Origin of the sequence: Agrobacterium radiobacter, from assembly GCF_040801995.1 — a bacterium.
GTDB classification, from domain to species: Bacteria; Pseudomonadota; Alphaproteobacteria; order Rhizobiales; family Rhizobiaceae; genus Agrobacterium; species Agrobacterium radiobacter.
In genome coordinates this window covers 425,996-448,355 of record NZ_JBEGHX010000002.1, presented here as the reverse complement: position 1 = coordinate 448,355, position 22,360 = coordinate 425,996, and the positions used below count along the sequence as shown (strand labels likewise).

The window sequence follows — 22,360 nt, the reverse complement described above, 5'->3', positions numbered from 1 at the left end:
GAGGTGGACGGATGTTTGAATTTTTAAAACCGCAACAGCAGACTGTGATCGATGACGTCGAGGCAACCGGCACCTATGCCGATGCGCTGCTCAACGTTCCGAGCCCGGAACTTTCCCGTTCGACCGCGCGCGAGCATGGTCACGAGGCTCATTCCCGCGATTATTGCGAAAACCGCGATATTTCCCGCAGCGCGCTCGGTTTCGCCTGAGCGTCGCAAAAACTTCCTTAAAAAACGGAACGGACAGGCCGTGCCCGCGTTTCCCTGTACGACCCGCTGGGCGGCGCAACCGGACCGAAGGGACCTGACCGGCATTTGACCGATGGGCGAATTGGGTGTCGCGCCGCCCGATTGGCGACGGCGCGAAGGCGTTGTCCCGAGAGATAAAAACGCAGCTTGTGTCCATTGCGGCAAAGCGTGTTTATCAGGAGGCCGCGATGCCAGCCGTTCCCGTCGAACCCTATCCCGAACCGCCGATGCCCGTGCCGCCGCAGCCGGATATCCCGCCAGTGGAAGAGCCGGAACCCGATAGGTTGCCGGACGAGGTGCCGGTACCCAACCCCGACGAAAATGACGGGCCGCCGAAGGTGCTCTCGTCTTTCACGGGTCTCCATTCTGGAATTTCTTGCTGACGAAAGCCGAGCCCTTGAGCCCGAAGCGCCACGGGTATTCTGTGGCGCGGCTGATGCCGATTCGCCTGCCGCTGGTGATGGCGGCGGCTTCTTTCGGCAACCGCAGGAAAAACGGCGGTGCGTTCAACGGCGCGCCATCCATCTCTCCCGTAATCGCGAGCGCCTGGCAAAGTCGGCCCGGGCCTGAACATAGAAGTTTCGGCTTGTCAGTTCCCCGGCGCAGTTTCATCATGTCTATACCGGTGATCGGTTCGATGGCGCGCAGAAGCACGGCGGAGCCCGGAGCGCAGACAAAGTTGGCGCACCAGTGAATGCCGTAGGACCGGTAGACATAAAGACGGCCGGCCGGGCCGAACATCGCCCTGTTGCGCGGGGTCTGCCCGTTGAAACTGTGGGATGCCGGGTCGTCCGGATGATAGGCTTCGGTTTCCACGATGATGCCGCCGGTATTGCCGATGCGGAACTCCGCGCCGATGAGGGCGCGGGCCACATCCACCGCATCGCGCAGGAAGAAACTCTCCTGCATTTCCGGGCCAAAGGCCTCATCCATCCGGAACCCCTTCCGCTCTGTGTCGTTCTGAAGTCAGCTTATTCGTTTCCCCGCACCGGTTTTGCCGGTGCTTTCCAAGCCGGAGGGCATGTCATGCAACTTTCGACGACCTATGTAAAACGCAATAACGGGGTTATCTCCGTCGAGTTCGTCGGCAGCGACGGTGACCAGGTCTCTGTTCGCCTTGCCGATGGTCTTGAAGGGATCGACGATGCGGAGGCCATCAAGCGGGCAAGTGCGGTGATGGTGCAGCTCACCGCCTTCGGAACACGCCATGGCGCGGATGCGCCTTCGCAATTTTCCGCTCTCGGCACGGCGCAGGATGAAGCTCCGCACGGTCAGGCGAGCGCCCGCACATCGAAGGATCGCGACGTTCTGGAGGAGGAGTTGGAAGAGGGGCTGGAGGAAAGCTTTCCAGCCAGCGATCCCGTCTCGGCGATCGGCACCTCCATCGCCTCCAGAAAGGGAGGCCTGTAACATTGGCTGACGGCAAAGTCGCTCTCGTCACCGGCGCTGGCTCCGGCATCGGCCGCGCTGCCGCCCTTCATCTGTCTGCGGAGGGGTTCTCGCTCGGCCTGCTTGGCCGCACCGAATCAGAATTGAACGATGTCGCGCGGGAAATACGCGCCGCATCCGGTTCGTCGAAGGTCCTTGTGGCCGATGTGGCGAATGAGGAGGCTATGCGTCATGCGGTCGCAGCACTGGTTGGGGATTTCGGGCGGCTTGATGTCGTGGTGGCGAATGCTGGCGTTAACGGCGTCTGGGCACCCATCGATGAATTGAAACCGTCCGAATGGGACGACACGATCCGCATCAACCTGCGCGGCACCTATCTCACCGTTCATGTAAGCGTGCCGCATCTGAAGGCGGCCGGCGGCGGATCCATCGTCATCATCTCGTCGATCAATGGTACGCGCACCTTCACGTCGCCCGGCGCTACCGCCTATTCCGTGACGAAAGCCGGACAACTTGCCATGGTGCAGCAACTGGCGCTGGAACTGGGGCGTCACCGTATCCGCGTCAATGCGGTGTGTCCCGGCGAAATCGAAACGGCAATCGACGAAAATACCGATATACGCGGGCGGGAAAAAACGGAGGTTCCTGTCCGTTTTCCCGCCGGGGACATTCCTGTGACCGGCGGCGTGGCCGGAACGAGCGACGACGTCGCCGCGCTGATCGGTTTCCTGGCGTCGGATGCATCCCGTCACATTACCGGCACGCCGGTATGGATCGATGGCGGCCAGGGGCTGCTCCGATAATCACGGCATCCAAGCTCAGCGCCAACGGCATCACGGGCTTGTGTCCCTATGATTAACGAATGGGTAACGTCTGTTCACGAGACTTTGTACATGGGCGAGGTTGCCGTGTTGTGGCCACCTTCGATAGTTAAGCGTCTGCCGGAAAGGCGGGCAAATCAGGCGGGCAGAACAATCCATGGGCATGCAGGCATTGCTGGATTTCGCGGTTGCGGGGTTGCGGCATAAGGTAAAGGCAGGGGCAAGAATGGCTGCGGTCGTCGCGATCGGCGGCGGTCTTGCGGCGTGCACCTCCATGGGCCTCGACAGTGTCAAGAAAGACCCGCCGAAACTGTCGTCCAAGATGATGGCGCAGATGTCGGCCAAGAGCATGCGCCCGGAAAGCCCGGTCCTCGTTCGTATTTTCAAGCAGGAGAGCGAACTCGAGGTCTGGAAGGTCGACAAGACAGGAAATTACGCGCTCCTCAAGTCCTATCCCATGTGCCGCTGGTCGGGAAAGCTCGGCCCCAAGATGAAGACTGGTGACCGGCAGGCGCCGGAAGGTTTTTATCATGTCTCGGCCGGCATGCTGAACCCGAACTCACAATATTACGTTTCCTTCAATCTCGGTTATCCCAACCGGCTGGAATCGGCGCTCGGTTACACCGGCGAGGCGCTGATGGTGCACGGCGCCTGCTCCTCTTCCGGCTGCTACGCCATGACCGACGCCCAGGTGGGTGAGATTTACGCTATCGTCGCGCGTGCATTGCAGGGCGGACAGGACCGCTTTCAGGTGCAGGCCTATCCCTTCCGCATGAGCGCCCGGAACATGGTGGCGCATCGGGATGATCCTAACATGCCGTTCTGGAAGACGCTGAAGGAAGGTTACGACTATTTCGAGGTGACGCGCCGGCAGCCCAAGGTTTCCGTCTGCGGCCGCCGTTATGTCTTCAACAGTGAATTTGCTGGCGGCGAGCCTGCCGATCCGCTGGCGGCGTGCCCGCCGGCCGTCAACCAGCAGGATCCGCTGGTGGCGTCAAAACTCGGTGAAGAGCAACAAAAACTTGCCGCCGCGATGAGCGAGGGAACTTCTGCCTCCCTCAGCGCGTATGTGGACGGCGGCATGCATCCAAGCTTCCGGGCCATTCTGAAATCCAGCGGCGCCAAGGCCATGGCATCGCAGGTTTCCGGCACGAAGTACCCTATCAGCCGCCCAGAGGCGGCGCTGGCAGATCCCTTTGCCAGCGTGAGATGACGTAAATGAGGTTTTTCAATTGAACGAGACGACAACGACCCGGCGGGGTTTCCTGCTTGGAGCAGGTGGACTGGCGCTTGCCGGCCTTGCGGGCTGCAACACAACGGCGCGTGAGGCCGCCCGGCCCGCGGCACCTGCCGAAGACCCGATGTATGCCGCCATGTACGGTCCGAGGCCTGACGAGCAGTTCCCGCTGCCGGAAATCCCCTATAAGCGGATTCCGCGCCAGTTCCTGCGGCAGATGGTGGCGAACCCGACCGGTGAACGCCCCGGCATCATCGTGGTCGATACGGCCAATCATTTCCTCTATCTCACCTATGAGAATGGTCAGGCCATGCGCTATGGCGTCGGTCTCGGCCGTGCAGGCTTCGAATGGTCCGGCCGCGGCGTCATTCAGTACAAGCGTCAATGGCCGCGCTGGACGCCACCCGATGAAATGGTCGCCCGCCAGCCGGAACTGGAACCCTATAGCAGCCGTAACGGCGGTATGGAGCCGGGCCTCAAGAACCCGCTCGGCGCGCGTGCGCTCTATATCTTCAAGGATGGCAAGGATACGATCTACCGCCTGCACGGCTCGCCTGAATGGTGGACCATCGGCAAGTCGGTCTCATCAGGCTGCGTGCGCCTGCTGAATCAGGATATCATCGATCTTTATAACCGCGTGCCTGACGGTACGCCGATCGTCGTGACGGCACTCGGCCCTGCGCAGCAGGGCGTGCCGATCGGCCAGGAAGGTGTGCCCGTGGCGCAATACGGCAATGGCGTGATCGGCGACGGCCTGTCGCAGCCGACACAGGCTTATTGATCAAGAAACGTTCACCTCACGGCGCAGGCGCGCCGTGAGGGTGGCCCGCCTCAAGGACTGTATGATGCGAGGCGATGTTCTCGCGTTTCACCATTGCTCTCACGCAACTCGGCGTGTCTCTTCCCGGCTGCCAGTAATTTCCATCTCAAGACGGAAACGCGATACCAGCGCGCGCAGCTTTGCCGTTTCGGCGGCAAGTGTTGCGGAAGCGGCGGTGGATTGTTCCACCATGGCCGCATTCTGCTGGGTGGCGTGATCCATCGAGTTTACGGCCGCGTTGATCTCCGCAAGGCCGGTCGATTGTTCGGCGGCCGATGTGGCTATCGCATTCATATGGCGGTCGATGCCGGCAATGCGTTCGCCGATATCCTTCAGCGCCGTGCCGGTATCGAGAACCAGCTTCACACCGCTTTCTACCTCGACGGATGACTGGCGGATATGATCGCGGATTTCACTTGCGGCCTTTGCCGCGCGCTGGGCGAGATCGCGCACCTCCTGCGCCACCACGGCAAAGCCCTTGCCGGCCTCGCCGGCGCGGGCGGCTTCAACGCCAGCATTCAGCGCCAGAAGATTGGTCTGGAAGGCGATCTCGTCTATGACGCCGATGATGCCGGTGATCTGCCGCGACGAGGTCTCGATGCGGCGCATCGCCTCTTCGGCATGGCCGACCACTTCGACCGATTTCAGCGCGCTTTCGTTGGCGTCTGTGGCGGCGAGCCTTGCTTCTGCGGCGCGCTTGTTGGCGTTCGACACGTTGACCGTGATTTCATCGAGCGCAGCGGCCGTCTGTTCAAGGGAGGCGGCCTGATTTTCCGTGCGGCGGGAAAGATCGCCGGCGCCGGCGGCGATTTCGCGGCTGCTACCGTCGATGGTGCCGATGCCATCGGAAATGGCGAAGAGCGTTTCGGCCAGTTGCCGCACCGAGCTGTTGAAATCGTGGCGCAGGGCTTCAAATTGCGGGGCAAAGGCATCGTCGAGCTGGAAGGCCAGATCGCCCGATGCGAGCCGCTTCAGGCCGGCCGCGAGGCCGGAGGTGGCGATGCGCAGCCGCTCGGAAGCATCTTCCTCCGCCTGCCGCCGCGTTTCCTCCTGGTCGGCTTCCGCCTGCCGGCGGGTGGAAGCTGCCTGCTCTTCGAGCGCCCGGTTGGCGATGGCTGCCTGCCGGAATATCTCGACCGCGCCAGACATGGAGCCGATCTCGTCCCTGCGGTCGGTGCCGGAGGGCGGTTGCGACGTATCGCCGGCCGCCAGGATTTCCATATTCTTCGACAATTGCAGAACGGGGAGGATGATTGACTTGCGGGTGAGGAGGAAAAGTCCGGCGGAGAAAAGCACGGCTAGAACCAGCAGCCCCTTCAAAACGAGGTTGATGGTCGCCTTGGTCTTTTCGCTTTCGGCCGAGGCGGCGTCGGAAAGGGCTTCGATCTGGTCGCCGGCTGTTTCCATCGCTTTTTCAAGCGCCGAAAATTGCCGCGTGAATTCGGGCATCAGTTTGAGAGCCTCTTCCTGACGGGCGCCGGCAAGGCCGACAACCGCATTTGCGGCATCGATATAAGCAAGAAGCGGTTTTTCGGCGCCGTCGATGACGGCCCTGACGTTCGTACCGGCTGACAGAGACCTGTTTTCCTCGATCATTTGCCGGAAGGTGGATTCATGTTCCGCGAGATCGGCTTTTACCGCATTCAGCTCCAGGCCCATCCCTTCATCGGAAGAAAGGATGGCGGCGAGCACGTCGGAACGCAGCGCGTCGTGCATCATGTCCGCTTGCATGTGGTTGCGAAGTACATGGGCCGAAAGCGCCACATATTCGCTATTACGGTTGAGCGTTTCCGTTGCCCACATGCCGACACCTGTGGCGCTGCCGGCGATGAAAAAGATGGCGACGCTTGCCAATATTGTCTTCTGCTGTATCGACGCCATGGAACGCTCCCGCGCTGTTGGTTATGCTGCGAAAAAATAATAGAATATGCTTAATAAATGATCTATTTCGCTCTGCTCTTGATAAAAGCAAAAAAAAGGCTGCAATTTTTATTGCAGCCTTTGCTTTATTAGAAGTTTATACTTTAATTTGCGCGTTTCAGTGCATCGCCGAGGATTGAGACAATATCGTCGAAATGGGATTTTTCGGCGATCAGCGGCGGTGAAAGGGCGATGATATCGCCGGTGACGCGAATAAGCAGGCCGCGCTCGAAGCAATCCGTAAAGACATCATAGGCGCGTGCGCCGGCAGCACCTTCGCGTGACTGCAGCTCGATACCGGCGATGAAACCGATGGTGCGGATGTCGATGACGTTGGGCAGGCCCTTCAGGGAGTGGATGGCGTCGTGCCAGACATCCTGCAACTCCGCCGCGCGGGTGAAGAGGCCCTCATCGCGGTAGATGTCGAGCGTCGCGATGCCGGCGGCGCAGGCTACCGGGTGGCCGGAATAGGTATAGCCGTGGAACAACTCGATCTGGTTTTCCGGCCCATGCATCAGCGCATCATGCACCTTGCGACTGGTGAAGACCGCGCCCATGGGGATCGCGCCGTTGGTCAGGCCCTTGGCCGTGGTGACGATATCTGGCGTAACGCCGAAATAGTTACTGGCGAAGGTGGAGCCCATGCGGCCGAAACCGGTGATGACCTCATCGAAAATCAGCAGAATGCCGTGCTTGTCGCAGATGGTGCGCAGGCGTTCCAGATAACCTTTCGGCGGCACCAGCACGCCGGTGGAGCCGGCCACGGGTTCGACGATGCAGGCGGCGATGGTTTCCGCGCCATGCAGGGCGACCAGGCGTTCCAGATCGTCCGCAAGCTCTGCGCCGTGCTCGGGCTGACCCTTGACGAAGCTGTTCTTCGCCGGATCATGCGTGTGGCGCAGATGGTCTGCGGGGATCTGCGGGAAAACGCGGCGATTGTTGACAAGGCCGCCCACGGAGATACCGCCGAAACCGACGCCATGATAACCGCGTTCACGGCCAATCAGCCGGCTGCGGGTGCCCTGGCCGATGGCACGCTGATAGGCGATGGCGATCTTCAGCGCCGTATCGACTGATTCCGATCCGGAGCCCGTGTAGAAGACGCGATCAAGCTTCGCTCCTTCCGGGCCGGGCGCGATTTCCGCCAGCCGTTCGGCAAATTCAAAGGCAACCGGGTGTCCCATCTGGAAGGAGGGTGCGTAATCCATGGTCGAAAGCTGGTGCTTTACGGCAGAGGCGATCTGCTGGCGGCCGTGGCCGGCATTGACGCACCATAGGCCAGCCGTGCCGTCGAGAACCTGGCGGCCGTCATTGCTGGTGTAATACATGCCTTCGGCGCTCGTCAGCAGGCGAGGATTGGCCTTGAACTGCCGGTTGGCGGTAAACGGCATCCAGTAGCTGTCGAGTGAGGTGGAATTGGATCGGCTCGGATTGTCCATGGTGGTCTCCTGTTCGTTGCCGGTGATTGAAAGCTATTTTTGCGACTGAACAAGCCCTTTTCTCTCTGTGGCCAAGTCATTGAAAATGCTATAGGCCTCAACACAGATTTTCGATATTTCGAACAAGGGCAACGGGGGCTCGGGCATGTCGGTGGATATAGGTGGACGTTTGCGGCATTTGCGGCTGCGCCATAATATTTCCCAGCGGGAACTGGCAAGACGTGCCGGTGTCACCAATTCGACGATTTCGCTGATCGAATCCAACACCTCCAATCCATCCGTCGGTGCGCTGAAGCGCATTCTTGACGGTATACCGATCGGCCTTGCCGAGTTTTTCGCTTTCGAGCCGGAGACAAGCCGGAAGGCCTTTTACCGGGCGGATGAACTGGTCGAAATCGGCAAGGGGCCGATCTCCTTCCGGCAGGTAGGGGAAAATGTTTTCGGCCGCAGCCTGCAAATCCTGAAGGAATGTTACCAGCCGGGCGCCGATACCGGCAAGGTGCCGCTGGTTCACGATGGGGAAGAGGGGGGCATCATTCTCTCCGGGCGTCTGGAAGTGACGGTCGATGATGAGAGGCGGGTGCTCGGGCCGGGGGATGCCTATTATTTCGAAAGCCGCAGGCCGCACCGATTCCGTTGTGTGGGTCCCGTGCCGTGCGAGGTCATCAGCGCTTGCACTCCGCCAACCTTCTGATTCCAGCGGATTTGGCGCTTAGCGCCGCTCGTGAAACGGCTGAGAGGGTGAGGTGGAGAGAATTCGATTGTCAGCTCTTGCATTTTTGCGTAGCTGCCATGATCAGAACGCACTGTCGCGCCACTATTTTGCCGTCTTTGCGCCCTTCTTGCGATTTTTCCATCGTTTTTTATTGGCGCAGTGGCAATGTCGGGCAAAAAAATCCCAGCCAATATGTCAAATTTTATATGCATTGCCACAATCTTGCTGCGCTGCAACAAACTTTAATAGTCTTTTACGGGCATGTCTGTTCTTGGCGTTCCTGTCTCATCTGCGCAAGTCATAAGAAACACATAAGAAAAGACTGTAGACGGCACAAAACCCAATACATGCCGGCGCGACACCCATGCTCTCAACACATGGCCGCCCGCCCATTTGTTGCTTTTTTATGCAACCGTTAATATTGCCCGGACGTTAATCGGCCGCTCGCGCAAGAAATCGCATAGACGGTTATGGGCAATGTGCCTTACAAAAAATCCATTAGCATCAAATTCCGAACACAGACTTGTTATCTCTTTTAGACGGAAAGACGCGCCTCCGGGCACCGACCAATCGCAAAACATAAATGGAGTTCTCTCTATGAAGTCCGCGACCCAATCGGCTGAACAGACACTCAGCAGCTCCGAAGATTTCGATGTCAGTTTCCCTATCGGGGGCATCGCAAAACGCAGCTTCGATATGACATCGGCTGCCCTTGCGCTGCTCATCTTCAGCCCGATATTCCTGTTGATCGCCGCGCTGGTGAAATTGTCTGATCCCGGCCCGATCTTTTATGGCCACCGGCGTGTGGGACATAATGGCCGTTATTTCCATTGCCTGAAATTCAGGACGATGGCGATGAACGGCGATGAGATTCTGCGGCAATATCTTGCCGCCAATCCGGAAGCCGCCGAAGAATGGCGCGCAACCCGCAAGCTCAAGAACGATCCGCGTGTTACGGCCGTCGGCGCCGTGCTGCGCAAGCTCTCGCTTGACGAACTGCCGCAGCTCCTCAACATCATCCGCGGCGAAATGAGCGTGGTTGGCCCACGCCCGGTCGTCGATGAGGAACTGAGCTATTATGAAAGTGCTGCCGCTTATTATCTCAGCACCCGTCCAGGCCTGACCGGCCTGTGGCAGATCAGCGGCCGTAACGACGTCTCCTACAAGACCCGCGTCGCTTTCGACACGCAATATGTCCAGAACTGGTCGATGCGGCAGGATGTCTTCATCATCGTCAAGACCATTCCCGCCGTGTGCCTTTCACGCGGAAGCTACTGAAAACCGATATTGAGTTCGGCTTTATCGATCTTCGTTTCGACACGCACCCCGACCGGGATCCCAAGTCCGGTCTTTGGGTGCGTCATTGGTGCTAATCATACCGGCCGCTTTTTGCGGCGCTGCGCAGCCGGCCTTGCCCGGTTGCGCGACGGCCGGGCCGCCTGCATGGCGATCCGCTAACAGGGAGTTTCCCGATGAACGGCCTTATTGCTGCCGCCCACCGCCCGTTTGTGGCCCTCGTTCTTGTCGCTTCCGTCGCCCTTGCCGCGCCGCTCTCCGCACTGGCTGCGGATGGCGCTCAATATAAGCTCGGTACCGCCGACAAACTGCGTATCCGCGTTGCCGAGTGGCAGCCGGCCGATGGCAGCATCCGCAACTGGGACGTCATCAACGGCGATTATTCCGTCGGCCCGTCTGGTGCGTTGTCTCTGCCTTTCATCGGGCAGCTGGATGTCGCGGGCAAGACGCCCTCGGAGGTCAGCGAACAGATCGGCGCGCAGCTTCAAAGCAAGTTCGCCCTTCGCAACCTGCCTTCGGCCTCCGTCGAAATCGCCCAGTTCCGGCCGATCTTTCTGAGCGGTGATGTGCAGACGCCGGGTGAATATCCCTATGCCGCCAATCTTACCGTGCTGAAGGCCGTCAGCCTTGCCGGCGGCCTGCGACGCTCCGACGCCGGGCAACGTTTTGCCCGTGACTTCATCAATGCCCGTGGTGATGCCGCGGTTTACGACAACCAGCGGGCAAGGCTGCTCGCGCGTCAGGCGCGGCTGGTGGCCGAGGTCAAGGGTGACACGACCATCGCCAAGACGCCTGAAATGGAGAAGATCAGCGAGATCGACGTGCTGCTGGCCAGCGAGAGCGCGCTGATGAAATCGCGAACCGACCGTTACACCCTGCAGCTCAAGGCGCTGACCGACCTGCATGCGCTTTTGCAGAGCGAAGTTGAATCCCTGAAGAAGAAATCAGAGACACAGAACCGCCAGCTGCAGCTTGCCAATGAGGACCGCGACCGCGTCAACCGGCTGAACGAGCAGGGGCTTGCGTTGTCGCAGCGGCGTATTTCCGCGGAAGAACGCGCGGCGGAGGTGGAATCCACCCTGCTTGATATCGATACGCAGTCGCTGCGCGCCAAGCAGGACATCAACAAGGCGACCCAGGACGAGATCAACCTGCGCAACGACTGGGTGGCGCAGCGCTCCAAGGAATTGCAGGACACCGAAGCGGAACTCGACAAGCTCAATCTGCAGCTGACCACCAGCCGCGAATTGATGTCGGAAGCACTGGCGCAATCGGCCGAAGCGATCCGTTTCGATCCGTCGGGCAAGTCCGCGACGATCAGCTATGTCGTGGTGCGTGAGGAAAACGGCAAGCCGAAGGAAGTGAAGGTGGATGAAAACGCACTTCTCCAGCCCGGCGACGTCATCAAGGTCTCGTCCGAAATCCTGATGCAGTGAGGTTTTCATGCGGATCGCCAAATCGGCGCTGATCGATCCCGAACGCAATGAAATCTACGGAATGACGGCGGTTGCGCTGTCATTCTTCGTTTTCGCCTATTCGTCGCGTTTCGGGCAAATCTCGGTTCTGGCCTATTATGGCATGTGGCTGCCGCTGGTGGTGGTCGATTACCGGCGCGTGCTCGGCAACTATCCGCGTTATCTGTGGATTTTCGCCTTCGGCATTTTGACGGTTCTGTCCAGCTTCTGGTCGGAAGCTGCGTCGGTGACCATGCGCGCCTCCATCCAGTATATGACGCATATCGTCTGCGCGCTGATCGCGATGCGGGTGATCTCGATCCGGACGCTGACGCGTGGCGCGCTTATCGGCATCGCCGTCGTTCTGCTCTATTCGCTGCTGTTCGGCATCTACCTCTTTGATGCGCTTGACGGCACCTATAGTTTCGTCGGCGCTTTCTCCTCCAAGAACCAGCTCGGCTTTTATGCCTCGCTCGGCGTCATCTTTGCCGCCGCGTCGGTGCTGGTGCTCAAGCAAAGGGGCATCTGGCTGCCGATTGCCGGCGTCACCGGGCTCCTGTCGGCCTATAGCCTCCTTGCGTCGCAATCGGCCACATCCACTATTACCACGGCGGCGGTGGTCGCCCTCATCATCGGCTTCATTCCCATCGGCATGCTTTCGCCGGCGAACAGAAAGATGACGTTTTTCGTACTCGGTGGACTCGGCGCATTGCTGGCGGTCGCTTCCCTGCAATTCGGCCTGCTTGACGCCATTCTCGGCATTTTCGGCAAGGATTCAACGCTGACCGGCCGCACCTATCTCTGGCAGCAGGGCATCGAGGCGGCAAAACAGACGCCAATCCTCGGCGTTGGTTATCAGGGGTTCTGGGTCGCGGGTTTTCCCGATGCCGAACGCCTTTGGAACGATTTTTTCATTACCGGCCGCACCGGCTTCCACTTCCACAATACCTATATCGAAACCGTGGTGGAAAACGGCTTTGTCGGCATGCTCCTGCTTGGCATGGTGCTTTACGGAACTTTGCTCGGGCATCTGCGCTCGGTGCTGATGCGCAAGAGCGACCCGCAGGGCGTCATCCTGTTTGCAATCTGCGCCCTGTTTGTCGTGCGTTCCTTCGTGGAGATCGACATCATCTTCCCCTACCAGATCGGTTCGTTCCTGCTTTATTTCGCAGCCGGGAAACTGTGCCTCCCGGCAAGGGCCGCAGAGGGTAGCGAGCCTCACCCGGCGATCGGCATGCGGTTACAGACGAGAGCCTAGAGATAATCCGCCGAGACATGCGGACTGGCGTGGATGAAACTCCACATGTCCTTGCTGACCTCCACGATGTCGGCGATTGATTTTTCCAGCTGGCCGATTTCCTTCTCGTCCATGCGCTCGACCTTGCCGTAACGCACCTGGCTGTCATCCTCCACCAGCCGCATCAGCTGTGTGCTGGCGATTTCGCCCTTCTCGTCGAAGGAATAGATGCAGTGATTGTATTTGTTGCGCGTCTTCGCTTCCTTCTTCAGCCGCGCCATGATGGAGAGGATCGTCTTGCGATCCTTCGCATCGGTGGAGGGAAGCTTCGCCAGGCGCTCGATGAGATCCATACGCGCCCGCGTGGTGTTGAGGGTCAGGAATACGACGATGGCCGCTTCCTTCTCCACTTTTAGGAGATGGACGATCAGATAGATCATCAGGCTTTCGGTGTTGGTCCACACGTAATTCAGCCTGCCGACCAGCAGCAATACGTCCGACATCACCGCCATGCCCGCTTCTCCCACCCCAAAGAATTATACGGGCATTATATGCCGACAGGGGCGGGATTGACAGTGTAAATCCCTGTTATCTCTTCATCTTTCCTTGAAGGCGCGGGACATGCTGTCGGAGATCGGCTTGGTCAGATATTCGAAGAAGGTACGCTCCGAGGTCTGGATCAGCACGTCGGCGGGCATGCCGGGCACGGGATGGAAATTATGGACCTTGGCGATCTCTTCGTCAGGTATCTGGACGCGCACGATATAGACGTCCTTGACCTGCAGGCCGGCATTTTCCTCGATGCTATCGGCTGAAACGTAGAAAACCTTCCCATTCAGAACCGGCGTGGTGCGGCGGTCGAGTGCCGAGAGGCGGATCGCGGCGGTCTGCCCCTCATGCAGCTGGTCGATGGAGGTCCTGAGCACCTGTGCCTCGAGGATGAGGGGAACATGGGCGGGCAGGATTTCCATGATCGGCTTGCCTGTCGTGATGACGCCCCCAGGCGTGTGATAATAGGCGCGTACCACGGTGCCGTTGACGGGAGAGCGGATGATGGTGCGTTCCAGCACTTCGGCTGCGCCGCGCACCTGTTCGCGTACGCTGTCTAGATCGGATTCAGCAATTTCCAGCGCGTCGAGCGCCGCCTGCTTGTTGGCGTTGACGGCGATGATCGCTTCCTGCCTGAACTTGGCGATCTCCGCCTCACTCTGGTTCATTTCGCCGCTCAGCCGGGCGATGTCACCCATCACATCGGCAATGGCGCGCTCCAGCGCCAGCATGTCGGTCTTGCGAATGACGCCATCCTTCGCGAGCCTCTCCTTGGAATCGCGCTCCTGCGTCAAAAGCGCCAGTTGCCGGTCGAAGGACTGTTTTTGTCCGTCATAACCCGCATAGCGGAACTCCAGCGACCGGATGTTCTTGTCGATCAGGTTGAGCTGTTCCTCCAGCTTGACGAGCTTGCTGTGGAACACGATGTTCTGGCTCTGGATGATGGCGTTGATGTCAGGATCGCCGGCTTCCTTCATGACGATATCAGGCACCTTGAAGCCCTTTTCCCCCTGCGCTTCGGCGCGCAGGCGCGTGACGATGGTTTCGAGGCGAAGCCGTCTCATCTGCAACATGCGTTCATTGGCAAGTGCCGTCGTCTTGTCCAGCGTCAGAAGAACGTCGCCTTCCTTGACTGTCTCACCTTCGCTGATCATCATTTCCTTGATGATGCCGCCTTCGAGATGCTGGACGACCTTGTTGTTACCGGTGGCGACGAAACTACCCTGGGCGATGATGGCAGAGGAGAGCGGTGCCGTGCCGGCCCAAAATCCGAAACCACCGAAGGAAGCGAGCAGCACGGCAAGACCGATCGAACTATGCAGGCGGATCGAGCGCGGCACTTCGCTATACCATTCGAGCTGGCCCTGGGGTTTGATTTCGGCAACGGCGTTTTTCTTCTTGAACATGACGGTCCTCAACCCTCGATCTGCGGGGACTGGCTGGCCGGGCGGCCATTGCCGGAAAGCGCTTTCAGCACATCCATCCTTTCGCCGAACATGGCGACCGATCCGTCCTTCAGCACCATGATCTTGTCGACGCATTGAAGAAGCGCCGGGCGCTGGGTGATGGTGACGGTGGTGATGCCCTGTCTTTTGGCGTGCAGCAGGGCTTTGGCCAGCGCCTGTTCGCCCTGCGTATCCAGGTTGGAGTTCGGCTCGTCCAGCACCACGAATTTGGGGTCGCCGAAGAAGGCGCGGGCAAGCGCGATGCGCTGTTTCTGGCCGCCGGAAAGCGGCGCGCCGTCGGCGGCGACCACGGTCTCATAGCCCTGCGGAAAACCGGCGATCAGCTCATGCACATCGGCCAGTACCGCTGCCTCGTAAATCTGCCGGTCCTCGATATCGTCGCGCATGCGGCAGATATTGGCCTTGATGGTGCCCGGAAAAAGCTGCACGTCCTGCGGCAGATAGCCGATGCTTTCACCGAACTGCCGCTGGTCCCAGTTGCGCAGATCCATGAGGTCGAGGCGCACATTGCCTGAAGTAGGCAGGATCGAGCCGACCAGCATCTTGCCGAGCGTCGTCTTGCCGGAGCCGGAATTGCCGATGATGGCAAGCGATTCCCCCTTTTTCAGCGAAAAGGAGATGCCGTTCAGGATCACCTTCTTCTGCGGCGGCGGCACGAAGAGGATGCGCTCCACGTCGAGACGCCCTTCCGGATTGGGCAGGCGCAGGCGCGGGAAATTCAGCGGCGAATTGACTAGAAGCTGCTTGATGCGGCCATAGGCGGCGGCCGATTTGTTGAATTGGTGCCAGCCTTCGATTGCCCCTTCGATGGGCGCCAGCGCACGGCCGGAAATGATGGAGGCTGCAATCACCATGCCGCCGGTCAGTTCACCTGATAGCGACAGATGCGCGCCCCAGCCAAGCAGCGCCACCTGGGTGATCATGCGCGCCGCCTTGGAAACGCCCGAGAACATGATGTTGCGATCCTGCGCCGCCACATGAGATTTCAGGGACCCTGCGGTTTCGCGCCCCCACATCTTCACCGCTTCCGGTATCATCGCCAGCGCATTGATGATCTGCGAATTGCGCGACATGGAGTCGAGGTGGAAATTGGCGCGGCTGAGATAACCGGACGCCTCGGAAAACTGTCTCGCGGTGAAGCGCTGGTTCAACCAGGCGATAATGAACAGCACGGCGCAGCAGACCATGATGATGATGCCGAGATGCGGATGGACGAGATAGACCACCACGATAAAAAGCGGCATCAGCGGTGCGTCGAGAAAGGCGATCAGGGTGCCGGAGGTGATGAACGAACGCAATTGCTGCAAGTCCTGCAATGTCTGGTAGTCCTTGCCGCTGCCATGCAGGGAGGCGCGGGCGGCGGCCGAAAGGATCGGCGCGCCAAGCTGTACCTCAAGTTCGACGGCGGTTCGCATCAGGATGAAGCGGCGGATGGCGTCCATGAAGGCTTGCAACAGAACCGCGCCGAGCACGGCAACCGTCAGCATGACAAGCGTATCCATCGAGCGGCTGGTCAATACTCGGTCGGAAATCTGGAACAGATAAAGGGGGATGGCGAGCAGCAGGACGTTGATGGCGACGGTGAACAGCATCACCACCACCATGTTGCGTCGCACGGCGGCGATGCCCTTGGCGAGACTTGCGGCGAAGTTGATCGGCTCGCTGCGCTTATGGAAACCGCTCTTGCTTCCGCCACCGCCACCGCCGCCGCCGCCGCCACCGCCATTGTCCGTCGGTTCCTTGCCGCCACCACCCGTTACCGGCCGGCGCTCGTTTTCACGGATCGGCCCTTCATTGTTATCGATGGTCTTGACGAAAGGCAGGTCGGTATTGTCGATCTTGGCATGTGGTTCCGGCGGAGAGACGGGTTGCCGGTCCTGCTGAGGCGCCGGCTTTTCCGGGGGAACGTCGCGTAGCTGTTCCGCCTGTTCTATTTTTGCATGAGGTTGGGGAAGAGATTGTGGGGGAATGATCTGCGTTGGTGATGAAACGGTTTTTGCGGCCTGTTCCGCGCCGGATAATTGGCGCAGGTTTTCGACGGCTTCATTGATGGCTGAAATACAGGCGTCCGTCAGTTTGCTGTCTTCCGCCTCCTGATCCAGCGGCAAGTCCAGCGAGCGTCCGTCGGCAATGGTTTTTCTTGAAATATGATCCATTTTTTATCGGTCCCCTCGGTGATCTCACGGTGTTTGCGGTTCGGCCGTGACGGGACGCGATTGTCGCCCCGCCAGCCAAATCTACGCGGTCACCGCCTGCATGACGTCGGCCGAATGTCCGTTCGACCATGACAGGTCGTGACCGGCATTGATGACGCCATCGGATTCGTTTTCGATGGTGGCGGGATCGTCGTGAAGAAAGGCGATGACCTCGTTTGCCAGCTGACCCTGCTGGGGTTGCGACGTGTCGTTTTCGATGATGCCGCCCTGAATAAGGATGGCATCGGAATAAACGCCGCCGGCGACATAGGTGGTGGAGCCAAAGCTGTCGTAATCGACGATCTGCGCCAGATTGACGACGGCGTTGCTGCCGGTATCGATGTGGACGGTGGCGTCCTCGTTGTTTTCGAGAACCTTGGCGGCTGCCTGCGTCACGTCGTCGGAATCGCCCAGCACGCTCACCTGCTTGATGATGCTGACATCATAAAGATTGCCGGTGATATAGAGGACGTTCAGCCCCTCATAGCCGGCGAAATTGACGTCATGAGCCAGCGCATCCGGCATGTTGGGGTCGCGCGCGTTGATCGCGTTGACCGTCTGCGTCATGTAATCAGGCATGGTTTCAAAACGGTCGTTGCTGCCAACATTGTGAATGGCGGCATCGTTCCACAAAAGGTTGTTGCCGGACTGGATGGTGGCGCCATCGGGCGCATCGGGATTGGCGCGCGCCCAGTCATTGTCGTAAAGCACGGCGATCTGGCTAATCAGGTTCATGTCCAGCACATTGCCGCCGACGATGATCAGGTCGTATTGCATGCCGATGCCGAGGAAATTCGCAATGTTGAGCGCGGCGTTGCCGCCCGTCAGCAGACTGACGGTAGCGCCCGAGGTTGTTATCGTCATCGTGTCGTTGTCGCTGACGAACTGGTATTGCTCGATCCAGTGCACGAAGGAAACGTCGCCTTCCAGCACGCTGACACGCCAGGCGGTGGGGAATATTGGGGGGGCGCCCGTTTCCTGGCTGTCCGCTGCGGCGTTTTCCGCGCCGGGATAGATGGTGCGCTCGAAGCTGGCGATGTTGAAGGCAACCGTCGCCGCCTGATCTTCCGAGTGTGTGAACACGGAGTCGATCTCGTCCCGGTCGCTATAGATATAGGCCTGGGTGATGGCGTCGATCTGATGATAATCGCCCATGACGGCGGTCACCGAAGTCATGACGCCTGTATTGACCAGAGTAGCGATGTTGGCGACGACGTTGGCGCCTGCGGCGACATCAAGGCTGTTGCCGGCCGGGCTATCCTCATGCAGCGAAACATCGCTCTTTTCCGGCTCTTCCGGCGGCTTGGCGATACCGCGATCGGGCATGTAGTCATCAAGCATCGGCTTTTCGCTGGCTGTCGAGCCATTGACGTAAAGACCGTCGATATCGTTGCCGGCCAGAACGAAATCCTGGTCCGCACCGGTGCCAAGAGAGGTGACATCGTTTTCACGGGCATGGTCGATATAGTCGTGTGCGGATTTGGCGAGCGCCTGCAGCGCATCGTAACTGTCGGTGCGCTGGAAAACGGAAAAAGGCGTAAAGATAGCTGCTTCATTGTAGAACTCGACGGTACGCTCTGTCACGAAGCTGGTGTCGCGCCACACATAGGGGCCATCAGTCATGTTCAGATAGTCGTCGTCCTGAAGAATATTGACCTGCGCTACATGCGCGATGACCGAGCCGGGGCCGGGGTGAACCACAAGTTCATATTCCTCCTCAAAGGAAAGGCGGCCCGGGAAGCGGAAATGTGCGGCGGAAATATCGACCGGAATGGCATTTGCAAGCTGCTGCATGTCGTATTCGACAGCGCGGGCGAAATGCGGTCGGATATAGTCAAAATCATAATAGCCGGCGCTGTATTTGACGCCGGGGTCGTAGTCCTGCAGCGGCACGTCGTAGTTCTTGTCGAGCAGCTTTGCCGCTTCATCGTCCGGCAGGCGGTCCGGATCAGAACGTGCCGGGCCCTCGCTATAGTTGGTTCTCAGACGCGCATCCTCGATCACCGTGTCGAACAGGCCGATGAAATGCGCAATCATGTCCGAAATCTTGTCGATATGCATTGGAGGTCCCTCCCTGATCATCGCGGCAGAGCCTGGGGCTGCGCATGGCACACGTCTCAGAGGCGGTGCTTCGTTTTACGCAAACCCGGTCCTTCAACCGCGAACTGCACCGGCGGGTGCCGGTGCAGCTCTTTTCGTCAAGAGGTGGGTATCAGGAGTGATCCTCACCGACGTCAGAAACATGCGAGTTACCGCCTGTGATCGTGGCGTCAACTGCGTTGGAGAGCATGTTGGCACCCTGCACCAGTTCCAGATGGAAGCCGGAATTTGCAAGGATTGCCGATGCATCTGCAGTGCTGGTACCTGCGGCGTCGTCGCCGGCCTTGAGGTCCCATCCCTTGCCGTCGATGCCTTCGGCGCCGAAGGCGTCACCGGCATTGGCGCTCAGATGGTTTTCCGCACCGCCATTCTGCATCTTGATGTCATAGGCCTCATCCTGATCTGCCAGGTGGTTGGCCTGCACCATGCTGAAGCCGGTGTCGTTGCCGTCGCCATTGAGCGAGCCGTTGAGGATGTTGTCAACGTCCAGCGTGAAGGAGAAGTCGTCACCGAGGTTGAAGGTGAGGTCTCCGCCGGCGATGCCGAGATTGCCGACATCCTTGACGCCCGTGATGTTGCCGAAGTCGTCATCCGACTTGTAGAAACTGTCAGCGGAGTTGAAGCTGTCGGAGGTCGTTGTGGTCTTGGTGGAGGTGTCGTTGTCGGAATAGTTGGACGTCTTCGTGTCCGTATCCGTAATGGTCTTCACATTGGTGTCGTTGTCGCTGTACGACTTGCTTTCATAGCTCCAGTCGTAGTCGACCTTGATATCGGTGTTGGTTTCGGTGCTCGTCTTGGTGCTCGTGTCGTTGTCGCTATAGGACTTGCTGTCATAGCTCCAGTCATAGTCGTTGTCGCGATTGTCACCGTTATTGGCGGAAACATCGACCTTGGCGTCAACATCCACATTGGTGCTGTTGTCGCTGTTGTCGTTGTTGCGGTTTTCACCGTTTGCGGTGCCGACGTTGCTGTCTTCCACCTTGGCGTCGTTGGTCGCCGTGTTGGCAAAACCATCGGAAAGCGCGCCGATCTTGGTGATATCGTCGCCGGACTTTGGATTATAACCCATTTCGATTTCCTCCGAAAAGCTCGGAGCAGCTTTCGAAATCCCTCTCATCTCAAACGGGATTTTTTCGCGCTTGCTCCTGATAGCATTAAGATTGATGTTTGCAGATGCACTCGGTACGCATCATCTGCGGTTCGGTATTGACCCGTGACCGGGCTCTTTTCGTTCAGCCCTTGTGCGCTACTCGGTAAAACGGCGCACAAATCCGTTCCTCGCTCCGATGGGGAGCGCGGTGGCTTTCGTCTTTTTCGCTTTGCATATTTCTTGAAAAGGGACCGGCGTTTTCAAACACACGTCAAGGCCGGAGGTGTCTTTCCATCGGCCGCCGTTCAGCGACGGTCAGACTGTGCCGCAGAAAAATTGCGCTTCCTAGATATCAATTCGGGCTAAACACATCGGCGCCCATCCCGAATATATATGTCGCGAGCGGTGGTCCGGCGGTCCGTTTCGCTGGTTTGGCCGTAGAAAAATGCCGCTGTGCCGGGAGAAACGCGGCTTTTCGAAAAACATGGTTTATTTCGGTGGGAAAAGGCCATTATCCCGAAACGGAACAGCTCCGGGGGTCTTTCGCCGGCGAGCTATGTAAAGGGATATCAACTAAAAGTTATATTTTCCAGGATTGCAAAACCACAGCGAAAGCTTTTCCGACGTGTTTGTTTTTGCAGTGGGTTACCGGATGAATGATTCTATCTCGGCGTAACCTATTTTGTATGTCAATTGTAAAAAATAACCCGTTTGGGCCATTTATTTACACAGCTTTTCGTATTAGCGTGTGTTAATTAACGGGTGATTAATAATAGTTGACATGGCCTGAGGCGGGGAGAGGCCCCTAAAGATCCAGGGGAAAGATACCCGACGGACAACAGACTGCACAACCAAAAGAACGTAATGCGTAAGCGCTTTAGGGAGGCGTCAATGTTCATGGGAACTTCAGATTATGCGGCAAAACAAAAAAACGCCGTTGCTCCTATAAATGGAACTTTATTGGTCATCGCGGATCCGGACCTGTTTTCCGAGTGCCTCATGGAGGCGCTGGGCAAAAAGTTCCCTACATTCGCGGTGGTGAGTATAACCTCGTCAGGGGGGATCGAGGACGATTACGGTAACAATGTGCGGTTGGTTTTGCCTTACCGGATGTCCGGTGAGCGCCTTCATGCCGTTCTTTCGGAGGTTCGGGAAAAGCATCCCGACGCGCCGATCGCGCTCGTCGTCGAAACCATCGACAAATTCGAAGAGCCGCTGAAAAGGCTGGTGGGAATGCGCGTCATTGATGGCGTGCTGCCGCTCAATCTCAGGCTCGATGTCTTTATGGCGGCCGTCGATCTGCTTATGAAGGGCGGGGAACATTTTCCCGCAGCTCTTCTGGGCAAGCTCACGCCCTATTCGCCTTCCATCAATGGCAAGAGCGTTCAAAGCAATGCCGTGATCGCCAATCGTGCCGATGCCCTTGCTGCGAGCAGGGGTGACGTGGCCGCGCTGACGACGCGCGAGGTGCAAATCCTCGACCTGCTTTGCAAGGGAACGCAAAACAAGATCATCGCTGATCGGCTGCATCTGTCCGAGAACACTGTCAAGGTTCACGTTCGCAATATCTATAAGAAAATGAACGTGCGCAACCGCACGGAGGCGGCGTCGCGCTTCTTCAACAAAGACGAAGACACGACCTTCTCCGGCGGCTGGAAGAACTGAGCGTCGGGGCGGCTAGAGCCGTCCGGACGCCAGTTCCCTCCGGTTTCTCTCCAGGAGGCTCAGGGCCTCAGGAAGCAGCGGGATTTCTGCCCGAATCCGCTCGGTGAGCAGATATAGGGAGAAGAACCCGAATAGGACTGCCGCGATGCCGCGGGTGTGCCCGAGGCATCGGCAACAAGCGTAACGGCTGCGTTGCCGGTTTTTTGATAACCGTAGGACGCCTTCGCCGGAGCAACCCGGCTGTTGATCGTGGCGGTATTGGCCGACGCGGTCTTGATGAGAACGGCGTCTTCGACCACTGAGCATGAAGCCGTCGCGAAAGTGAAAGTTACAAGTGCTGCGGCAACAAGCGCAAAACGACAATGGCGGGCTGCTTTGCCGCCATGGGAATAAGGCATTTCATTCATCATGTGTGTCCCCTGAAATCGACTGTCTGTCGCATCTCGCCGGGCGGTTTTGTTCCCGGTGGACCGAGCCTTACAAAACCAGGATAGCCCCGACTGGTTGAGCGAAGCTTGCGCTAATGCTCAATAAGAAAGGCATAATGGAGGCATAGTTAAAAAGTATTAAATGAAGAGACTATTTTGAGTAATTTTGGGTAATCAATTGTAATATTTTGATGAAATTAAGTTGACCTGTTTTCTTCCGCGCCTATCATGAAAGTTGAAATTTATCGAATCGAAATATTAAAACCTCCAGAAGAAGTAAAAACCGGAGGA

20 protein-coding genes are annotated in these 22,360 nt (G+C 58.5%); 11 read left to right on the top strand and 9 right to left on the bottom strand.

Annotation, left to right across the window (positions count from 1 at the left end; translation table 11 throughout):
- Window positions 1-11: 11 nt before the first annotated feature.
- Together MRBLRC7O_RS15990 and MRBLRC7O_RS15985 are read left to right on the top strand one after the other, a co-directional pair.
- The gene (locus MRBLRC7O_RS15990) at window positions 12-209 is read left to right on the top strand and encodes a hypothetical protein (RefSeq protein ID WP_003506320.1); all 198 of its coding nucleotides are present in this window, start codon (window positions 12-14) and stop codon (window positions 207-209) included.
- 227 nt (window positions 210-436) lie between these two features.
- On the top strand, window positions 437-631 hold the full coding sequence (locus tag MRBLRC7O_RS15985) for a hypothetical protein (protein WP_077998680.1): 195 nt from the start codon (window positions 437-439) through the stop codon (window positions 629-631).
- On the opposite strand, the gene MRBLRC7O_RS15980 is transcribed toward MRBLRC7O_RS15985, so the two are convergent.
- Window positions 600-1,181 carry a DNA-3-methyladenine glycosylase gene (locus MRBLRC7O_RS15980; RefSeq protein ID WP_020811977.1) on the bottom strand — a complete coding sequence of 194 codons (582 nt, stop codon included), beginning with the start codon at window positions 1,179-1,181 and terminating at the stop codon, window positions 600-602. The genes MRBLRC7O_RS15985 and MRBLRC7O_RS15980 overlap by 32 nt on opposite strands.
- A gap of 93 nt (window positions 1,182-1,274) precedes the next feature.
- Here MRBLRC7O_RS15980 and MRBLRC7O_RS15975 point away from each other — a divergent pair, with 93 nt between their 5' ends.
- The 4 genes from MRBLRC7O_RS15975 to MRBLRC7O_RS15960 all read left to right on the top strand — a co-directional run bounded on the left by MRBLRC7O_RS15975 (window position 1,275) and on the right by MRBLRC7O_RS15960 (window position 4,476).
- Window positions 1,275-1,658 (top strand): hypothetical protein, encoded by a 384-nt coding sequence (locus tag MRBLRC7O_RS15975; protein WP_031234233.1) that lies wholly within the window; start codon window positions 1,275-1,277, stop codon window positions 1,656-1,658.
- 2 nt (window positions 1,659-1,660) lie between these two features.
- Window positions 1,661-2,440 (top strand): SDR family oxidoreductase, encoded by a 780-nt coding sequence (locus MRBLRC7O_RS15970; protein WP_020811979.1) that lies wholly within the window; start codon window positions 1,661-1,663, stop codon window positions 2,438-2,440.
- A gap of 175 nt (window positions 2,441-2,615) precedes the next feature.
- Window positions 2,616-3,671 (top strand): L,D-transpeptidase family protein, encoded by a 1,056-nt coding sequence (locus tag MRBLRC7O_RS15965; protein WP_003506328.1) that lies wholly within the window; start codon window positions 2,616-2,618, stop codon window positions 3,669-3,671.
- Between the two features lie 19 nt (window positions 3,672-3,690).
- Window positions 3,691-4,476 (top strand): L,D-transpeptidase, encoded by a 786-nt coding sequence (locus MRBLRC7O_RS15960; protein WP_003506330.1) that lies wholly within the window; start codon window positions 3,691-3,693, stop codon window positions 4,474-4,476.
- Between the two features lie 99 nt (window positions 4,477-4,575).
- Here the strand turns inward: MRBLRC7O_RS15960 and MRBLRC7O_RS15955 are convergent, their stop codons facing one another.
- Window positions 4,576-6,396, bottom strand: a complete 1,821-nt coding sequence (locus MRBLRC7O_RS15955; RefSeq protein ID WP_020811980.1) for a methyl-accepting chemotaxis protein — start codon at window positions 6,394-6,396, stop codon at window positions 4,576-4,578.
- Between the two features lie 143 nt (window positions 6,397-6,539).
- The gene (aptA, locus tag MRBLRC7O_RS15950) at window positions 6,540-7,874 is read right to left on the bottom strand and encodes an omega-aminotransferase AptA (RefSeq protein ID WP_020811981.1); all 1,335 of its coding nucleotides are present in this window, start codon (window positions 7,872-7,874) and stop codon (window positions 6,540-6,542) included.
- Window positions 7,875-8,019: 145 nt separating this feature from the next.
- Here aptA and MRBLRC7O_RS15945 point away from each other — a divergent pair, with 145 nt between their 5' ends.
- The 4 genes from MRBLRC7O_RS15945 (at window position 8,020) to MRBLRC7O_RS15930 (ending at window position 12,597) form a co-directional block, all read left to right on the top strand.
- Window positions 8,020-8,568 carry a cupin domain-containing protein gene (locus tag MRBLRC7O_RS15945; protein WP_003506334.1) on the top strand — a complete coding sequence of 183 codons (549 nt, stop codon included), beginning with the start codon at window positions 8,020-8,022 and terminating at the stop codon, window positions 8,566-8,568.
- 618 nt (window positions 8,569-9,186) lie between these two features.
- Window positions 9,187-9,867 carry a sugar transferase gene (locus tag MRBLRC7O_RS15940; protein WP_003506336.1) on the top strand — a complete coding sequence of 227 codons (681 nt, stop codon included), beginning with the start codon at window positions 9,187-9,189 and terminating at the stop codon, window positions 9,865-9,867.
- 194 nt (window positions 9,868-10,061) lie between these two features.
- Window positions 10,062-11,321, top strand: coding sequence for a polysaccharide biosynthesis/export family protein (locus MRBLRC7O_RS15935; RefSeq protein WP_020809649.1), 1,260 nt, complete (start codon window positions 10,062-10,064; stop codon window positions 11,319-11,321).
- Window positions 11,322-11,328: 7 nt separating this feature from the next.
- On the top strand, window positions 11,329-12,597 hold the full coding sequence (locus tag MRBLRC7O_RS15930; RefSeq protein ID WP_020011877.1) for an O-antigen ligase family protein: 1,269 nt from the start codon (window positions 11,329-11,331) through the stop codon (window positions 12,595-12,597).
- Here MRBLRC7O_RS15930 and MRBLRC7O_RS15925 read toward each other — a convergent pair.
- From MRBLRC7O_RS15925 to MRBLRC7O_RS15905, 5 genes are all read right to left on the bottom strand, one after another.
- Complete coding sequence (locus tag MRBLRC7O_RS15925; protein ID WP_003506345.1) at window positions 12,594-13,088, bottom strand: hypothetical protein; 495 nt, start codon at window positions 13,086-13,088, stop codon at window positions 12,594-12,596. The two genes, MRBLRC7O_RS15930 and MRBLRC7O_RS15925, sit on opposite strands and share 4 nt — an antisense overlap.
- An 84-nt stretch (window positions 13,089-13,172) precedes the next feature.
- Window positions 13,173-14,531 (bottom strand): HlyD family type I secretion periplasmic adaptor subunit, encoded by a 1,359-nt coding sequence (locus tag MRBLRC7O_RS15920; RefSeq protein WP_003506347.1) that lies wholly within the window; start codon window positions 14,529-14,531, stop codon window positions 13,173-13,175.
- Between the two features lie 8 nt (window positions 14,532-14,539).
- Window positions 14,540-16,747 carry a type I secretion system permease/ATPase gene (locus MRBLRC7O_RS15915; protein ID WP_364653149.1) on the bottom strand — a complete coding sequence of 736 codons (2,208 nt, stop codon included), beginning with the start codon at window positions 16,745-16,747 and terminating at the stop codon, window positions 14,540-14,542.
- 81 nt (window positions 16,748-16,828) lie between these two features.
- The gene (locus MRBLRC7O_RS15910) at window positions 16,829-18,847 is read right to left on the bottom strand and encodes a hypothetical protein (RefSeq protein ID WP_020809647.1); all 2,019 of its coding nucleotides are present in this window, start codon (window positions 18,845-18,847) and stop codon (window positions 16,829-16,831) included.
- A gap of 151 nt (window positions 18,848-18,998) precedes the next feature.
- Entirely contained in the window at window positions 18,999-19,955 is a 957-nt protein-coding gene (locus tag MRBLRC7O_RS15905) for a hypothetical protein (protein WP_003506352.1), read from the bottom strand.
- A 912-nt stretch (window positions 19,956-20,867) separates the two neighbouring features.
- On the opposite strand from MRBLRC7O_RS15905, the gene MRBLRC7O_RS15900 reads away from it, so the two are divergent.
- Window positions 20,868-21,641: a helix-turn-helix domain-containing protein gene (locus MRBLRC7O_RS15900; protein WP_020809646.1), complete on the top strand. Its 774-nt coding sequence runs from the start codon at window positions 20,868-20,870 to the stop codon at window positions 21,639-21,641.
- Window positions 21,642-21,700: 59 nt separating this feature from the next.
- Here the strand turns inward: MRBLRC7O_RS15900 and MRBLRC7O_RS15895 are convergent, their stop codons facing one another.
- The gene (locus MRBLRC7O_RS15895) at window positions 21,701-22,051 is read right to left on the bottom strand and encodes a hypothetical protein (RefSeq protein WP_020011870.1); all 351 of its coding nucleotides are present in this window, start codon (window positions 22,049-22,051) and stop codon (window positions 21,701-21,703) included.
- Window positions 22,052-22,360 lie beyond the last annotated feature (309 nt).